Annotated in this window: 14 protein-coding genes; 11 read left to right on the forward strand and 3 right to left on the reverse strand. The window is 49.6% G+C overall.

Features of this window, described 5'->3' with window-relative positions:
- Window positions 1-13 precede the first annotated feature (13 nt).
- Window positions 14-3,268 carry a P-loop NTPase fold protein gene (locus CI960_RS02140; protein WP_094582192.1) on the forward strand — a complete coding sequence of 1,085 codons (3,255 nt, stop codon included), beginning with the start codon at window positions 14-16 and terminating at the stop codon, window positions 3,266-3,268.
- 131 nt (window positions 3,269-3,399) lie between these two features.
- On the opposite strand, the gene mobC is transcribed toward CI960_RS02140, so the two are convergent.
- The 3 genes from mobC to mobA are packed head-to-tail and all read right to left on the reverse strand — an operon-like array spanning window position 3,400 to window position 7,103.
- The gene (mobC, locus tag CI960_RS02145; protein ID WP_004291482.1) at window positions 3,400-5,418 is read right to left on the reverse strand and encodes a conjugal transfer protein MobC; all 2,019 of its coding nucleotides are present in this window, start codon (window positions 5,416-5,418) and stop codon (window positions 3,400-3,402) included.
- A 30-nt stretch (window positions 5,419-5,448) separates the two neighbouring features.
- Window positions 5,449-6,696 (reverse strand): conjugal transfer protein MobB, encoded by a 1,248-nt coding sequence (mobB, locus tag CI960_RS02150; protein ID WP_004291483.1) that lies wholly within the window; start codon window positions 6,694-6,696, stop codon window positions 5,449-5,451.
- Window positions 6,675-7,103, reverse strand: coding sequence for a conjugal transfer protein MobA (gene mobA, locus CI960_RS02155; RefSeq protein ID WP_004291488.1), 429 nt, complete (start codon window positions 7,101-7,103; stop codon window positions 6,675-6,677). Before mobA ends, mobB begins: the two co-directional genes overlap by 22 nt.
- Before the next feature lie 421 nt (window positions 7,104-7,524).
- On the opposite strand from mobA, the gene CI960_RS02170 reads away from it, so the two are divergent.
- The 10 genes from CI960_RS02170 to traJ all read left to right on the forward strand — a co-directional run bounded on the left by CI960_RS02170 (window position 7,525) and on the right by traJ (window position 15,563).
- On the forward strand, window positions 7,525-8,574 hold the full coding sequence (locus CI960_RS02170) for a ParA family protein (protein WP_004291492.1): 1,050 nt from the start codon (window positions 7,525-7,527) through the stop codon (window positions 8,572-8,574).
- A 2-nt stretch (window positions 8,575-8,576) separates the two neighbouring features.
- Window positions 8,577-9,017 carry a DUF3408 domain-containing protein gene (locus CI960_RS02175; RefSeq protein ID WP_004291503.1) on the forward strand — a complete coding sequence of 147 codons (441 nt, stop codon included), beginning with the start codon at window positions 8,577-8,579 and terminating at the stop codon, window positions 9,015-9,017.
- 2 nt (window positions 9,018-9,019) lie between these two features.
- Entirely contained in the window at window positions 9,020-9,373 is a 354-nt protein-coding gene (locus CI960_RS02180) for a DUF3408 domain-containing protein (RefSeq protein WP_004291505.1), read from the forward strand.
- Between the two features lie 16 nt (window positions 9,374-9,389).
- On the forward strand, window positions 9,390-10,118 hold the full coding sequence (locus tag CI960_RS02185) for a hypothetical protein (protein ID WP_004304280.1): 729 nt from the start codon (window positions 9,390-9,392) through the stop codon (window positions 10,116-10,118).
- A 201-nt stretch (window positions 10,119-10,319) separates the two neighbouring features.
- Window positions 10,320-10,637 carry a DUF4134 domain-containing protein gene (locus CI960_RS02190; RefSeq protein WP_002560983.1) on the forward strand — a complete coding sequence of 106 codons (318 nt, stop codon included), beginning with the start codon at window positions 10,320-10,322 and terminating at the stop codon, window positions 10,635-10,637.
- A gap of 10 nt (window positions 10,638-10,647) precedes the next feature.
- Window positions 10,648-10,980 carry a DUF4133 domain-containing protein gene (locus CI960_RS02195; RefSeq protein ID WP_004291514.1) on the forward strand — a complete coding sequence of 111 codons (333 nt, stop codon included), beginning with the start codon at window positions 10,648-10,650 and terminating at the stop codon, window positions 10,978-10,980.
- Complete coding sequence (locus CI960_RS02200; protein ID WP_004291515.1) at window positions 10,977-13,481, forward strand: TraG family conjugative transposon ATPase; 2,505 nt, start codon at window positions 10,977-10,979, stop codon at window positions 13,479-13,481. The genes CI960_RS02195 and CI960_RS02200 overlap by 4 nt, the downstream gene beginning before the upstream one ends.
- A 40-nt stretch (window positions 13,482-13,521) precedes the next feature.
- Window positions 13,522-13,902 carry a DUF3876 domain-containing protein gene (locus CI960_RS02205; RefSeq protein WP_004291516.1) on the forward strand — a complete coding sequence of 127 codons (381 nt, stop codon included), beginning with the start codon at window positions 13,522-13,524 and terminating at the stop codon, window positions 13,900-13,902.
- Window positions 13,903-13,925: 23 nt separating this feature from the next.
- A complete protein-coding gene (locus CI960_RS02210) occupies window positions 13,926-14,555 on the forward strand; it encodes a DUF4141 domain-containing protein (protein WP_004304283.1) in 630 nt (209 codons plus the stop codon).
- A 3-nt stretch (window positions 14,556-14,558) separates the two neighbouring features.
- The gene (gene traJ / locus CI960_RS02215; protein ID WP_004291518.1) at window positions 14,559-15,563 is read left to right on the forward strand and encodes a conjugative transposon protein TraJ; all 1,005 of its coding nucleotides are present in this window, start codon (window positions 14,559-14,561) and stop codon (window positions 15,561-15,563) included.
- The last annotated feature ends 19 nt before the right edge of the window (window positions 15,564-15,582 follow it).

Raw genomic sequence — 15,582 nt, forward strand, 5'->3', positions numbered from 1 at the left:
ATAAATTACGTATATGGAAACAAAACTACAATCCAAACAGCAATATCCGCGGTTTATCCAAAATAAACCGTGTGGTATTGACAAATTCGATGGAGGTTCGCAAGAAAGGTTGGCAAAAACTATTGCTCGCCATTTTTGTCAGAATGATTCATTGGATGAGGAATGTACTTTACCTCGAATTATCGGCATCGAAGGTATTTGGGGATCTGGAAAATCCAACGTGGTTAAAATGTTGGAACGTGAATTATCAGACGACTATTACTTTTTTGAGTATGACGCATGGGGACATCAAGAGGACTTGCAACGCCGCTCTATATTGGAATTGCTTACAAGCAAACTTATTGATGATGGTATCCTATCTGGAAATGCAACAATAAAAGTCAAAGGTGGAGGTACGAAAACCGTATCATGGTCTGAAAAGCTGAAATATTTATTAGCCCGTAAAACGGAGACCGTAACCGAAAAATATCCCCTTATCAGTAATGGTATGGTTGCGGCATTTTTGGTTGCAGTTTTAACTCCGATATTTACATTTATTGCGTATGCAGTAAAACCTACACCCACAACATGGTGGTTTTCTTTATTGTCTATTATCATAGCTGCACTGCCAGTTCTTATTGCATTGTGCGTTTGGAAATGGGCATATAGCAAAGATCATAAATATGGATGGAGTTATATGTTAGCTATTTATCAAGATAAAGTCGAAAAGGACGTTTGCTATGAGACTTTGAGCGAAGACGAACCAACGGTTTACGAGTTCAAAACATGGATGCAAGACATTTCTGATTTTATCAAGGAAAAAGGACAACGTAAATTAGTCCTTGTTTTTGACAACATGGATCGTCTCCCCGCTGAAAAAGTAAAAGAATTATGGTCTTCTATCCATACGTTCTTCGCCGATAGCGGTTTTGAAAATGTTTGGGCTGTTATTCCTTTCGATGAAACACATTTAGCTTGTGCATTCGGAGATGAGACCGACGAACAAACGAAACAACTGACCAAGTATTTTATCAATAAAACTTTCCCTATTGTTTATCGTGTTGCTCCTCCTGTTATTACCGACTATCGAAGTATATTCAACAAACTGTTTGTTGAAGCATTTGGAGAAACAGAAAATGAAGCGAAAGAAACTATAAATCGGATATTCAGATTGGTAAATCCTAATGCCAATGTTAGGGAAATTATATCATATATCAATGAGATGGTCGCTCTTAAACAAGAGTGGTGTAACGAAATTTTGATGATAAACATAGCATTGTTCTGTTTGAAGAAGACGGATATTCTGGCAAATCCAGTAGAACAAATATTGTCCGGCGACTATCTGAATGGCATTCAAACAATAATTAACAATGATCTGCAAACACAACGCGAAATTGCAGCTTTGGTATATGGTGTCGATGTTGAAGATGCTCGACAAACTCCATTGAAAAAATATATTGAAGGCTGCATCAACGGAGAAGAAGACCACGACATAAATCAATATGCAGAGACTAATAAACAATTTGACACTGTATTAGAAGAAGTTATACAATGTATGGACAATGCGCTTATCGATAAGATTATACATTGTTTGCATAAATTAACTCGAAAGAGCGATGTTATTCTGCGTGTATGGCAAAGAATAGCACAATTGAAATTAAAAGAATCCATAGAGAAGCAGGTGTTCCCTGTCGAATACCAAGAACTGCTGTTGCATTTAGACACGGAAAGCCAAAACCATGTGATTGCTCAATTATATAAGAAGATAGTTCGGTTCAATGACTTCAATGGCGGCGACTATTTCAAAACGTTAGATGCAATAGACAGGTTTATTGCGCAAAATAAGTTGGCGTGCGATTTTACGTCATTGATTGAAGCAAAAACAGTCAAGCCAAATACATTTATCGATTATATTCAAGCTGCAAATGCAACAGATGCTGCCTATCGGGATAACGCGACAACTAAAGCATATAAATATTATCAAGTAGCAACAAATTCGGAGGCGCTCGATAATTATTTGGCAAACTTACTACCCGATAATTTCGACCATGCAGATATTGTAAAAACGTTAAAAGATAATTCTACCTATACGTTTCCAACGCTTTTGCAAGCGATCACGAATTGCATTGATGAACAGAATGTAAATAAAGATAATATAGGGGCTATATTTACAACCTATCGTTTATTGGCATCTGACGAAGAAAGACCTTTACCTGTAACGTTAGATTCAACCTACATAAATCAGTTGCATTCTGAATTAGAAACTGATGGCCGAAACATTAAAGAGTCTGGATATTACGATTTAGTCGCCATGCAATTGGCACATGGTCATTCCGTTTCCTTAATAGAGGGTGGAGATATAAAATATGTTGCAGAACTCATGGACTATTATGTGGATCATGGAGACTTATTAGTAAATAGTGTGGGATGGAATATACCGCTATTAAATGAAACACTACAATACATGGTAAATCATAAACTTGGCTATAAATTATTGCTCTCAGACATATTGCCCCAATTTGAAGATATTAAGAACAGAATAGGTGTAACGGATGAGGTATTTATCGAGCATTTAGCAGAGTGGAATACCGATTTGGATAAGTATATCACTAAGAACAATATTAAAGATGTAATTCCTGACGCATCTTTTTACGATTTGACCACTAAAATAAGCAATGTCCTGACCGATCATATCAATAAAATAGCGTTCGAAGCGTTGTCTGAAATAAGTGTTGATACATTATACGCCCAAAGAACAGCACATACATCATATTATTGGTTTGTCGCAATAAAACATTTACTGGCTAAAATCAAATCCTTGCCAGATAACTTGACTGAATTTGGCAAAAAGATTCTGATGGATATTGCTTCTGGAACTCAAAGTTTGAATCCTTTCCCTAATTGTTTCAAGAATATAGTTGAAAGATTGGATAAACGAAAAATTAAATCGACAGTTACCGATATAAGAAATGATTTCTGCATCGGTAAAAAGACTATCAATGCAATAAAGTTTCAATTTTTCGAAACATGGCTTAGATCGCATGGTAATTTGAAAAGTCAAGCTGGAGACGTTATTGATAAAATAGTGAAACCTGTAATTTCCGATGGGGCATGCCGTTCATTGATTCTGCAAAACAAAGATTTTTATATGGATTTAATAAATACAGCAGGGGATGATGCTTATGAATTGAAAAAGAGTCTCCGAAACCTCATACAAAAAGATTCAGATCCGCAATTGGTTAAATTTGTCAATTCGATAGATTCAGTACCTGAGGTTGAAACCGCGTAAGTATTTGTCTAACAAGTCCGAATTTTACGATTTTACCCGTCAGAACTGAAGTGCCCCCCAAAAAAATTGTATCCAACTTTTGGGGGTCACTTCAAACTTCGATAGGGATAATTTTCAATTTTGGGGACTTGTTAGACAGTCTCATTATCTGGTAGCAGTTTACACAGCACCGGATCGTTTTTGATACGCTCCAGTTCCTCCTGCACAATCTGCTTCACCTCTTCCTTGATGCGCCGGTAGTTCGCCTGCACCGTTTCCTTCATGCGGTCGTTGCCGTCCTCGTCCGTGAAGTTTGTAATGACGGGAATTTTCTTGTAGGCACTTTCTTCCCGTTTCACCTTTTCGGCATCCACCACAATCTCGCAATGAAAAATCTTCTGCTCGATACGCTCGTTGAAGTTGTCGGATACAGAACCGACAAACATTCCCTGCGTAAGCCCGGAAATCTTACTCGGTGGAATGAGCGCGTCCATCTGCGTGTTGATGGAGGTGGAAACATCCTGCCGGTTGATGGAGATGGACTGCCGTTTCTGCAACACCTTACCGAACCGCTCGGAGAGCGTCTTGGCTGTTTCCCCCACCACCTGACCGGAGAAAATATTGCCGACAGTGTTCATCACCACTTTCGCCTCTTTGTCCCCGTAGTCACGCACTAACTGGCTGAAATCCTGAAAGCCCAGACACACGGCAACCTTGTTGCTTCGGGCGGTAGCTATAAGATTGTCCAACCCTTTGAAGTATATTGTGGGCAACTCGTCGATGATGACCGATGACTTCAGCATCCCCTTCTTGTTGATGAGCTTCACGATACGGGAATTATACAGACCGAGTGCCGCACCGTAGATATTCTGACGGTCGGGATTGTTACCCACGCAGAGGATTTTCGGCTCTTCGGGATTGTTGATGTCCAGCGTAAACTCGCTGTCTGACATCACCCAGTAGAGCTGCGGTGAAATCATCCTCGAAAGCGGGATTTTTGCCGACGCTATCTGACCCATGAGCTGCTCCGCAGCCCCTCCAAGCCACGCATCCATGAACGGCGAAAGGTAGTTCTCCAGCTCCGGATAAGAGGTCAGTATCGGAAATATATCCTCGTAACGGCGGTTCAGAAACTCGATAGCATGGGGAAACGTGCAAAACTTCCCGTTCTGATAGATTTTGAGATACCAGATAATACTGGCAAACAGAATGATAGGTGACTCCACGAAGAAGTCGCCCTGCTTTTGCACCCACGTTTTATTGAGGTTGAGCATTATTGTGTAGGCACTCTCATAGGCATCCGTAATATCTTCCATAAAATCCGGGTGAATGGGATTGCACCGATGAGAGCGTCGCGGGTCGTCGAAGTTGATCACATAGAACTTCGGCTTTACCTTGTAGCCGTCCGGGTGGTTCAGCAAATGGTTGTAGGCAATAGTAGATAGGTCGGGATACTTGAAATCGTAGATGTATTGACTAAAGCCCTTTTCAATCTGTTGCTTGATAAAATTGTTTACCACGGCATAGGACTTGCCGCTGCCCGGCGTACCCAACACGATGGACGCACGGAAGGGATTAACTACATTGATCCAACCGTTGTTCCAGCGTTTCCTGTAATAGAAACGTGTCGGCAGATTGACCGAATACTCGCTTTCGATAAGCCTCGTTTCCTGCATGAAACTCTCGTTCTCGTTGTTGAAAACATCCTCCATCAAATTGTGTTTCAACAGGCGGCTCATCCACAGACCACCCATCAACAGGCAGACATAGCCCGTTCCAATGGTAAGGACATACAGTCCCGTCACCGCTTCAAGCGGCAGCGGCAGGGGCAGCAACCACCAGTTCAGGAAAAACAGCACGAACCCGACGGCAAATGCTGTCCAGATTCTCCCCCAAGTGATTTTCTCACCCTTGACACCCTTCGTACCCAGACAGGACAAGGCAAGCAAAAGGACGGAAAACAGCTTCGTGTAGAGAATGGAATGGAACAGCCCCGCCGTGCGGTCGAAGTTCAGAAGGATTTTGTCCACCACGCCGATGTTCACGCCCCACAGCCGGATGGCTTCGTAGCAGAACCAGTACACGTTCATGACCACTAAAATGATACTCACGGCACGCAGAAAATCCATGATTTTCGCCAATGCCCTCAAATCGTCTTCTTGTTGTGACATACATTGATTTTTTAATTGTTGATACTCTGATTACATACCCAAGCCCTTGCGTTTTTTCTTCTTTTTGCGCTTCATCGCCCGGATGAAAGCCTCTTCCTCGGCATCTACCGCCGGACCTTCGGGAGTGAGCAAGCCCATACCGCCCGATATATCTTCACTGTCGTAGGCGGTCTGCCCGTGTGCCTTGTCCGCAGCATCCACAGGGATGGATAGCGGTATCGGCGGTTGTCCGGCGTATGGCAGGGTGAAGTGTTCCTGCAAGGCATTCGCCGAAAGCTCCTTACCCATGCGCGAACCGTTCAGCACGCATCCCGTGCGGTGGTCGATGAAGGTAGCCCCATAGATGCGCCCTTCCTCTGTGTAGCGCAGTACGGTGTCGATGCCCTTCTCTTTGAGTTGGGATACAAATTTGTCCTTGTCATAAGTGCCTTGCAGCACGGAAAGGACGGTGCGTTTCGTCATGTCTGCCAGTTTCCTATCCTTGATTTCCGATTTGGAACGGACAAACTTCTTCTGTACGGCTTCATAGCCTGCGGACTTCCCGAAAAGCGAGGATTTGAACGGGTTGCCCACCTTGTTACCCTTGTCGTCCGTGACGGAATAGACCAGCCCGTGATACTCCCGTCCGCGCACGTTGCCCCTCGCTTCCTCCACCGTCATATTATATAAGGAAAGGAGCGCACGGTATTCGCCCATCGTCTGGAAACGGTACTGCCCATTCAGAGCCTTCACGGTGTTGCCTACCTGCTTCTTCACATCACCTGCCGATGCGGCCACCTTGCGCAACGGATTATCCAATCTCTGATTTTTACGTTCTGCCGGATGCAATCCGTACTTCTGTTCCAGTTCCCTGCGGATACGGTCGCTGCGGCGGTAGAGAAAATCCCGGTTGAGCCTTTTCCCGTTCTCGTCCACGTTGACCGTCACGATGTGCAGGTGGTGGCGGTCGATGTCCTCGTGCTTGAATACAAGATAAGGCTGGTTTCCGAAACCGAGTTTTTCCAGATACTCGCGGGCGATATTCTGCAACTCAATATCGGTCAGCACATCCTCCGGGTGCGGGTTGAGAGAGATATGCACCACCGGCTTCTCGATCTTCATCTGCGGTGGCAGGAAGGTGAGAAAACCCTCCATCGCCTTGCCTATGTCCACCGTTCCCGAACCGTCATTGTAGATGCGGTTGGTGGTGAGAAGCCGCCCCTGCGCCTCGTTAATCTTCTCCCCGTTGTAGGCAATCGCGCCGTACAACGAACTTCCTACACTGATTTTTGCGACCATTTTGCCTCCATTTCCCTTGAAAGTTCCACAATCCGGCGGCTCAGTTTCACGAGTTCGACGGTGTGTTGCTCTAATTTGTAGAGCAACGCCATCGCCTTTTTCTCTGAAAAATGCAGCCTCAGTTCCTTCACGACTTGGTTGTAATTCGTACCCACGGCACGGAATTGTGCATGAAAATCCGACAGTTTGGTGTAATAGTCCACCAACGTCTTGTCCACCTTCAGCACCTTGAACGGTTGCCCGAAGAAGTGCGCTTTGAGGAAAACAGACCGTGCATAGACACCCGATTTTCCGAACATGGCGAGGAAACGGTTGTGTTCCTCCTCGTTGAAACGGACGGTGTACCGGTACACCGCCGGATCAAGTTTGGGATTTCTCCCTGATTTGCTTTTCCTTTTCTCTTTCATATTACTTTGGATTTAGCGGATTGACGGCATAAGCCGCCGCTTCGGATTACAGCACCGCAGTTCTGAAAGGCTTCCCGACTTCGGAGGGAAAGCCCGCCCCCTGCAAGGGCAAGTGCTTTTCGTGGCTGCTCAAAATATTTTGAGCGGCTGAAAAGACATCTTGCTATGTTCAGGTGAACATAAAAATCCGTCAGGGGACGGATTGGGAAAATACCTTTCAGGACTCCGGGCCGCGCGTCATCGGCGAACCCTGCTGTCCGGGTGCAAAGTTACGCCCTTAAAGCGGTATCGGACAGATGCTTGACCCGGTCAATGACTGCCAACCGGCGCAACGTGCCGCCACTTGCCGGAGAAGTGATACAGGTTCCAAAATATACTTGTTTATTTGCAGCATGATTCAAGAAACGAACGATTTGAAGATATGATAAACGGAACATTCAAATACCCGGAAATCCGCTTCTTCGGATACTTGCCGAAACGGATACCCGAACCGTCGGAAACCCGGTTCTCCGACAATTCGGTGACGTATGGATTCAATGACTTCATGACGCAATGTCGTCAATCACCATTTGTCCGACGCACCGCTTCACCACAGAACCGGATACGCGACGACCCGCCTGCGTGTGTAGTCACGGAAGCGGATGGTGCGACAGCCAAATCCGTATGGAAACAGAAAAACAAATCATCAACAATTAAAATAAATGGAACTATGAGTAAGGAAATCTTCGTTGCATTCGCAACACAGAAAGGTGGCATCGGCAAATCCACTGTCACGGCACTTGCCGCCAGCTACCTGCACAACGTGAAAGGCTACAATGTCGCCGTCGTGGACTGCGACGACCCGCAGCACAGCATCCACGGGCTGCGCGAACACGAAATGGGGCTTATCGACAGCAGCACCTACTTCAAGGCTCTCGCTTGCGACCATTTCCGCCGGATCAAAAAGAACGCCTACACCATCGTCAAAAGCAATGCGGTGAACGCCCTCGACGATGCCGAGAGGATGATTGCCACTGAGGACGTGAAACCCGACGTGGTGTTCTTCGACATGCCCGGCACACTCCGAAGCAACGGCGTGATAAAGACGCTCTCGCAGATGGACTACATTTTCACTCCGCTGAGTGCCGACCGCTTTGTCGTGGAGAGTACCCTGAAATTCGTCACGATGTTCCGCGACAGGCTGATGACTACCGGACAGGCGAAAACAAAGGGGCTGCATCTGTTCTGGACGATGGTGGACGGCAGGGAGAGGAACGACTTGTACGGCATCTACGAGGAAGTGATAGCCGAAATGGGCTTTCCGGTACTTTCCACCCGCTTGCCCGACAGCAAGAAGTTCCGCCGTGACCTTTCGGAAGAGCGCAAGAGCGTTTTCCGCTCCACCATCTTCCCGATGGACACGGCACTGCTGAAAGGGAGTGGCATCCGGGAGTTTTCCGAAGAGATAAGCGACATCATCAGACCGCAGTGAGCATGGGCAGCAGGAAAGTGAACACGGAAGGCATCGACGAGGAACTGCTGTTAGCCTCCATCGGGCGGCGCACACAGGACGGGACACTGCGCCCCGCACAGGAAGTACCCGCAGCTGCACCGACCGAAGAGGACACCGCCGCACCGGAACCATCTCCTGTGCAACCCGTAACACGGGAAAAAGCGCAGAGGGAAAGTGGACGCCGGAAAAGGCAGGACGAGGACTACAACGAGCTATTCCTGCGCCGCAACGAGATAAAGACCCGCCAATGTGTCTATATCAGCCGTGACGTCCACGGCAAGATCCTCAGAATCGTGAACGACATCGCCGGAGGGGAAATCTCAGTAGGCGGATATGTGGATACCGTGCTGCGCCAGCATCTGGAACAGCACAAGGAGAGAATCAACGAACTGTACAAGAAACAACGTGAAGATCTGATTTGAAAATGGAAAAAGAAATGACACCGAATGAAAAAAGACCACAGCAAGACTGCGGAGGTATGTTTACCCAAGTGCAGGCGAGTGTGGAAATACTGTCGCCTGTCCCGGTAAGCGGCAAATGCAGTGAGAAGGACTATGAACGCCTGTTCATCCGCGACCCGGAAGTAAAGGCACGTGAGGGGAAGATGGCGTATGTGCGCCCGGAGTACCACGAGCGTATCATGCGTATCACCCGTGTAATCGGGCATGACCGGCTTACGCTGTCCGCTTACATCGACCATGTGCTGACGCACCACTTCAACCAGTGCGAAGATGCGATAAAGAGCCTTTATGCCCGAAATTACAATTCAGTATTCTAACCAAAAACGGAAGGATATGAATTACACAATCAGCATGACAGACATTCTGCTGGCGGTATCGGTCGGCTGCAACCTCTGGTTCCTGTTCCTGCTCCTTTACGAGCGCATCATGGACACGCGGATTGTCCGCTTCTTCAAGGGCATTGTCGGATTATGGCGGTCACTGGACGGGAATGAGGCTAAACGCATAGCGGCACACGAGGAAGTCCCTGCGGAAAAGGCGGACATCATCGGCAAGAGCCGTTTCAGGATGGCATCCACCCGGACAACCGCTGCCATACCGACGCAAGAAGCCGCCACTATTGAAAAAGGCATTGAGCTGTCGGAGGAAGAGGCTACTTTTGACGACGGAAAAACGGGAAACGCATCCCGCCCGGCACAAGTCCCGGAGGAAAAACTCGATGAGACCTTCACGAGCATACCGCCGGAGGAACTGGGATACGGGGACGACGAACCGGAAGAGGACGCCTCGGACACGCCACGGGCTTCGGGCAGCAGCTTTGACGAGATTGACGACGCCTGCAAGACCGCCAAAAACCCGGACGCGACACAGGCGGAACGTGAAAAGGCGGCTAAGGTGTTCACCGACATGGAGGGCACGGAGTTGTACGAGAAAATGATGGAAGGCTCTTCGGAGATAGGCATCCGCATCAAGGGGCTTATCGAGATTCGGCTGAAGAAATCTGAAAAGGAGTTCGTCGTGCCGGACAACATCGAGGAGTTCGACATTCGCAACTATGTATGACAACAATAAAAGAAATGAACATGAAAGAATGACATCAACCCACGCGGCGAGGAAACGCAAGGCGCATCCCCATCCGCAACGGACACGCCCACGTCCGTGGAAACAAACGGGCATCCACTAAAACCAAAGTAAAGAAACAAAGTATCAACCGCCCGACAAAGGACCATCCACCCTTTTGACGGCAAAAAACAAGAACAGTTTATGAACAAGAACATCTTGAAAAACAGAAAAGCAATCCTCTCCGCGGCACTTGTCATCGCCGCAACCGCCTCCGCTTTCGCGCAGGGAAACGGCATCGCGGGCATCAACGAAGCCACCTCTATGGTGAGTTCTTATTTCGACCCCGGAACTAAACTGATATACGCCATCGGTGCAGTCGTCGGGCTTATCGGGGGCGTAAAAGTGTACGGCAAGTTTTCATCGGGCGACCCCGACACCAGCAAGACAGCCGCCTCGTGGTTCGGCGCGTGCATCTTCCTGATTGTTGCCGCCACCATCCTGCGCTCATTCTTCCTTTAATAAATAATGTATGGCTGAATACCCAATCAACAAGGGTATCGGCCGTCCGGTAGAGTTCAAGGGCTTGAAGGCACAGTACCTCTTCATCTTCTGCGGAGGTCTGCTGGCTCTCTTCGTCCTGTTCGTCATCCTCTACATGGTCGGTATCGACCAGTGGATATGTATCGGCTTCGGCGCGGCATCGTCCTCCCTCCTTGTATGGCAGACCTTCGCGCTGAACGCCCGGTACGGTGAACACGGGCTGATGAAATTAGGAGCGGCACGGAGCCATCCCCGATACCTTATCAACCGGCGGCGGATAACCCGTCTGTTCAAACGACAACGAAAGGAAGAAAGACAATGAGGAATACATCGAAAATGACAACACTGGAAAACAGGTTCCCACTTTTAGCGGTGGAGCATGGCTGCATCATCTCAAAGGACGCCGACATCACGGTGGCTTTCGAGGTGGAACTACCGGAACTTTACACCGTGACGGGTGCGGAGTACGAGGCGATACACAGTTGCTGGTGCAAGGCTATCAAGGTGCTGCCGGACTACTCCGTCGTCCACAAACAGGACTGGTTCATCAAGGAACGCTACAAACCGGAGCTTCAGAAGGACGACATGAGCTTTTTAAGCCGCTCTTTCGAGCGTCACTTCAACGAGCGTCCGTACCTGAAACACACCTGCTACCTCTACCTGACCAAGACAACAAAGGAGCGTAACCGGATGCAGAGCAATTTCAGCACGCTGTGCCGGGGACATATCATCCCGAAGGAGCTGGACAGGGAAACCACGACCAAGTTCTTGGAAGCCTGCGAACAGTTCGAGCGCATCATGAACGACAGCGGGCTTGTCAGGCTGCGCCGCCTCTCCACCGATGAGATTGTGGGTACTGAGGGAAAGACGGGACTTATTGAACGCTACTTCTCGCTCATGCCGGAAGGTGACACCACCTTGCAGGACATCGAGCTTTCGGCAAGGGAGATGCGCATCGGCGACAACCGCCTGTGTCTGCACACCCTCTCCGACGCGGAAGACCTGCCGGGCAAGGTGGCTACCGACACCCGTTACGAGAAGCTCTCCACCGACCGGAGTGACTGCCGACTGTCATTCGCCTCCCCGGTGGGGCTTCTGCTCTCCTGCAACCATATCTACAACCAGTATGTGCTGATAGACAACAGTGAGGAAACCTTGCAGAAGTTCGAGAAGTCCGCCCGTAACATGCAGTCGCTATCTCGCTATTCAAGGAGCAACAGCATCAACCGCGAGTGGATAGACCAATACCTGAACGAAGCCCATTCCTACGGACTGACCTCGGTACGGGCACACTTCAACGTCATGGCGTGGAGCGACGATGCGGAGGAACTGAAGCATATCAAGAACGACGTGGGCAGCCAGTTGGCAAGCATGGAATGCGTGCCGCGCCACAACACCATCGACTGCCCGACACTCTACTGGGCGGCGATACCCGGCAATGCGGCGGACTTCCCGGCGGAAGAGAGTTTCCACACCTTCATCGAACAGGCGGTGTGCCTGTTCACAGAGGAAACCAACTACCGCAGCTCGCTCTCGCCCTTCGGCATCAAGATGGTGGACAGGCTCACGGGAAAACCGCTGCACCTTGACATCTCCGACCTGCCCATGAAGCGAGGTATCACGACCAACCGCAACAAGTTCGTGCTGGGTCCTTCGGGCAGCGGCAAGTCTTTCTTCATGAACCACCTCGTGCGCCAATATTATGAGCAAGGCGCACATGTGGTATTGGTGGACACGGGAAACTCCTATCAGGGCTTGTGCGGCATGATCCGACGCAAGACAGGCGGAGCGGACGGTGTGTATTTCACCTACACGGAAGATAAGCCCATCAGCTTCAACCCGTTCTACACCGACGATTACATCTTCGACGTGGAGAAGAAGGACAGCATCAAGACCCTGTTGCTGACGCTCTGGAAGTCGGAGGACGACAAGGTGACAAAGACGGAGAGCGGCGAGCTGGGCAGTGCCGTGAGTGCCTATATTGAGCGCATCCAATCCGACCGTAGCATCGTGCCGTCGTTCAACACCTTCTACGAGTATATGCGTGACGACTACCGCAAGGAACTGGCACAGCGTGACATCAAGGTGGAGAAGTCCGACTTCAACATCGACAACATGCTCACCACCATGCGGCAGTATTACCGGGGCGGGCGTTACGATTTCCTGCTCAACTCCACGGAGAACATCGACCTGCTCGGCAAGCGGTTCATCGTCTTCGAGATAGATTCGATTAAAGAAAACCGCGAACTGTTCCCCGTCGTGACCATCATCATCATGGAAGCCTTCATCAACAAGATGCGGCGGCTGAAAGGCGTGCGGAAACAGCTTATCGTGGAAGAGGCTTGGAAGGCCCTCTCATCGGCGAACATGGCTGAATATCTGCGCTATATGTATAAGACGGTCAGAAAATATTACGGCGAGGCAATCGTGGTGACGCAGGAGGTGGACGACATTATCAGTTCTCCGGTGGTCAAAGAGAGCATTATCAACAACTCGGATTGTAAAATCCTGCTTGACCAAAGGAAATATATGAACAAGTTCGACCAGATACAGGCGTTGCTCGGACTGACGGAAAAGGAGAAGTCGCAGATACTCTCCATCAACATGGCGAACAACCCTTCACGGCTCTACAAGGAGGTGTGGATAGGCTTGGGCGGCACGCAGTCGGCGGTCTATGCCACGGAGGTCAGCGCGGAAGAGTATCTGGCGTACACCACCGAGGAAACGGAAAAAGTGGAGGTTTACCGTCTGGCGGAGAAGCTGGGCGACGACATCGAAGCCGCCATCCGGCAGCTTGCCGAAAGGCGGAGAAACAAGGAATAACTAAAAAACAGAATGTATCAACCAAAAAAGAAAAACGCGTATGAATTTACCAAAAGTGAAAATGCTGCAAGTCAGCAAGTGCCTTATCGGATTGGCGGTCATGATGCTGCAATCCTGCGACGTGGCCGACAACCGCCGCGACATGCTGTGCGGGAACTGGGAGAGCGTGGAGGGAAAACCTGACGTGCTTATCTACAAGGAGGGCGAAGCCTACAAAGTGACGGTGTTCCGTCGTAGCGGTCTGCGCCGCAAGCTCAAGCCGGAAACCTATCTCTTGCAGGAGGAGAACGGCAACCTGTTCATGAACACCGGCTTCCGCATCGACGTGTCCTACAACGAGGCCACGGATGTGCTGACTTTCTCGCCAAACGGGGACTATGTGCGGGTGAAGCCGCAGCCGGGACATCCGACCGAAGAATAACAACCACTAAAATCCAAAGTAACATGAGAACAAGAATAACAATGATTATCTGCCTGTGCCTGCTTTTCGCGGGCAGGGCAAGCGCACAGTGGGTCGTAAGCGATCCGGGCAATCTAGCGCAGGGCATCATCAATGCCTCCAAAAACATCATCCATACCTCCAAGACCGCCACGAACATGGTGAGCAACTTTCAGGAGACGGTGAAAATCTATCAGCAGGGCAAGAAGTATTACGATGCCCTCAAATCGGTGAACAATCTGGTCAAGGACGCCCGCAAGGTGCAGCAGACCATCCTGATGGTGGGCGACATCACAGACATCTATGTGAACAGTTTCCAACGGATGCTCCGTGACGGGAATTTCAGACCCGAAGAGCTTTCCGCAATCGCTTTCGGCTACACGAAACTGCTGGAGGAAAGCAACGAAGTGTTGACGGAACTCAGGAACGTGGTGAACATCACCACGCTCTCCATGACCGACAAGGAGCGCATGGACGTGGTGGAACGCTGCCACTCGAAGATGAAGCGTTACCGCAACCTCGTGAGCTACTACACGAACAAGAACATCTCCGTGAGTTACCTGCGTGCGAAAAAGAAGAACGACCTCGACCGCATCATGGGGCTGTACGGGAACATGAACGAAAGATACTGGTAGCCTATGAAGTTCGACAACCTTCATCAGATTTTACGTTCACTTTATGAGCAGATGATGCCGCTGTGTGGGGACATGGCTGGTGTGGCGAAAGGCATCGCCGGGCTGGGTGCGCTGTTCTACGTCGCCTACCGGGTATGGCAGTCGCTGGCGAGAGCTGAACCGATAGACGTATTCCCGATGCTCCGTCCTTTTGCCATCGGTCTGTGCATCATGTTCTTCCCGACTGTGGTGCTGGGCACGATAAACAGCATCCTCTCACCCGTCGTACAGGGCACGGCAAAGATGCTGGAGGCGGAAACGCTGGACATGAACCGATACCGGGAGCAGAAGGACAAACTGGAATACGAGGCGATGGTACGCAACCCCGAAACCGCCTACCTCGTGTCCAACGAGGAATTTGACAAGCAACTGGAGGAACTCGGCTGGTCGCCCTCCGACATGGTGACGATGGCGGGAATGTATATCGACCGGGGAATGTACAACATGAAGAAGAGCATCCGCGACTTCTTCCGCGAGATACTCGAACTGCTGTTCCAAGCCGCCGCCCTCGTGATAGACACCGTCCGCACCTTCTTTCTCGTGGTGCTGGCGATTCTCGGTCCGATAGCCTTCGCCCTGTCGGTATGGGACGGTTTCCAAAACACGCTCACGCAGTGGATATGCCGCTATATACAGGTCTATCTGTGGCTACCGGTATCGGACATGTTCAGCACCATACTGGCGAAGATACAGGTTCTGATGCTGCAAAACGACATCGAGCGGATGCAGGCAGACCCGAACTTCTCGCTGGATTCGAGCGACGGGGTGTATATCGTATTCCTCTGCATCGGCATCATCGGCTACTTTACCATTCCCACCGTTGCGGGCTGGATTATCCAAGCCGGAGGCATGGGCGGTTACGGTCGCAACGTGAACCAGATGGCGGGACGAGCCGGAAGCATGGCGGGCAGCGTGGCGGGTGCAGCCGCAGGAAACGCAGTCGGACGTGTCGGCAAATTGCTGAAATAATCAATGTGCAATCATAAAT

Origin of the sequence: Parabacteroides sp. CT06, from assembly GCF_002257605.1 — a bacterium.
GTDB classification, from domain to species: domain Bacteria; phylum Bacteroidota; class Bacteroidia; order Bacteroidales; family Tannerellaceae; genus Parabacteroides; species Parabacteroides distasonis.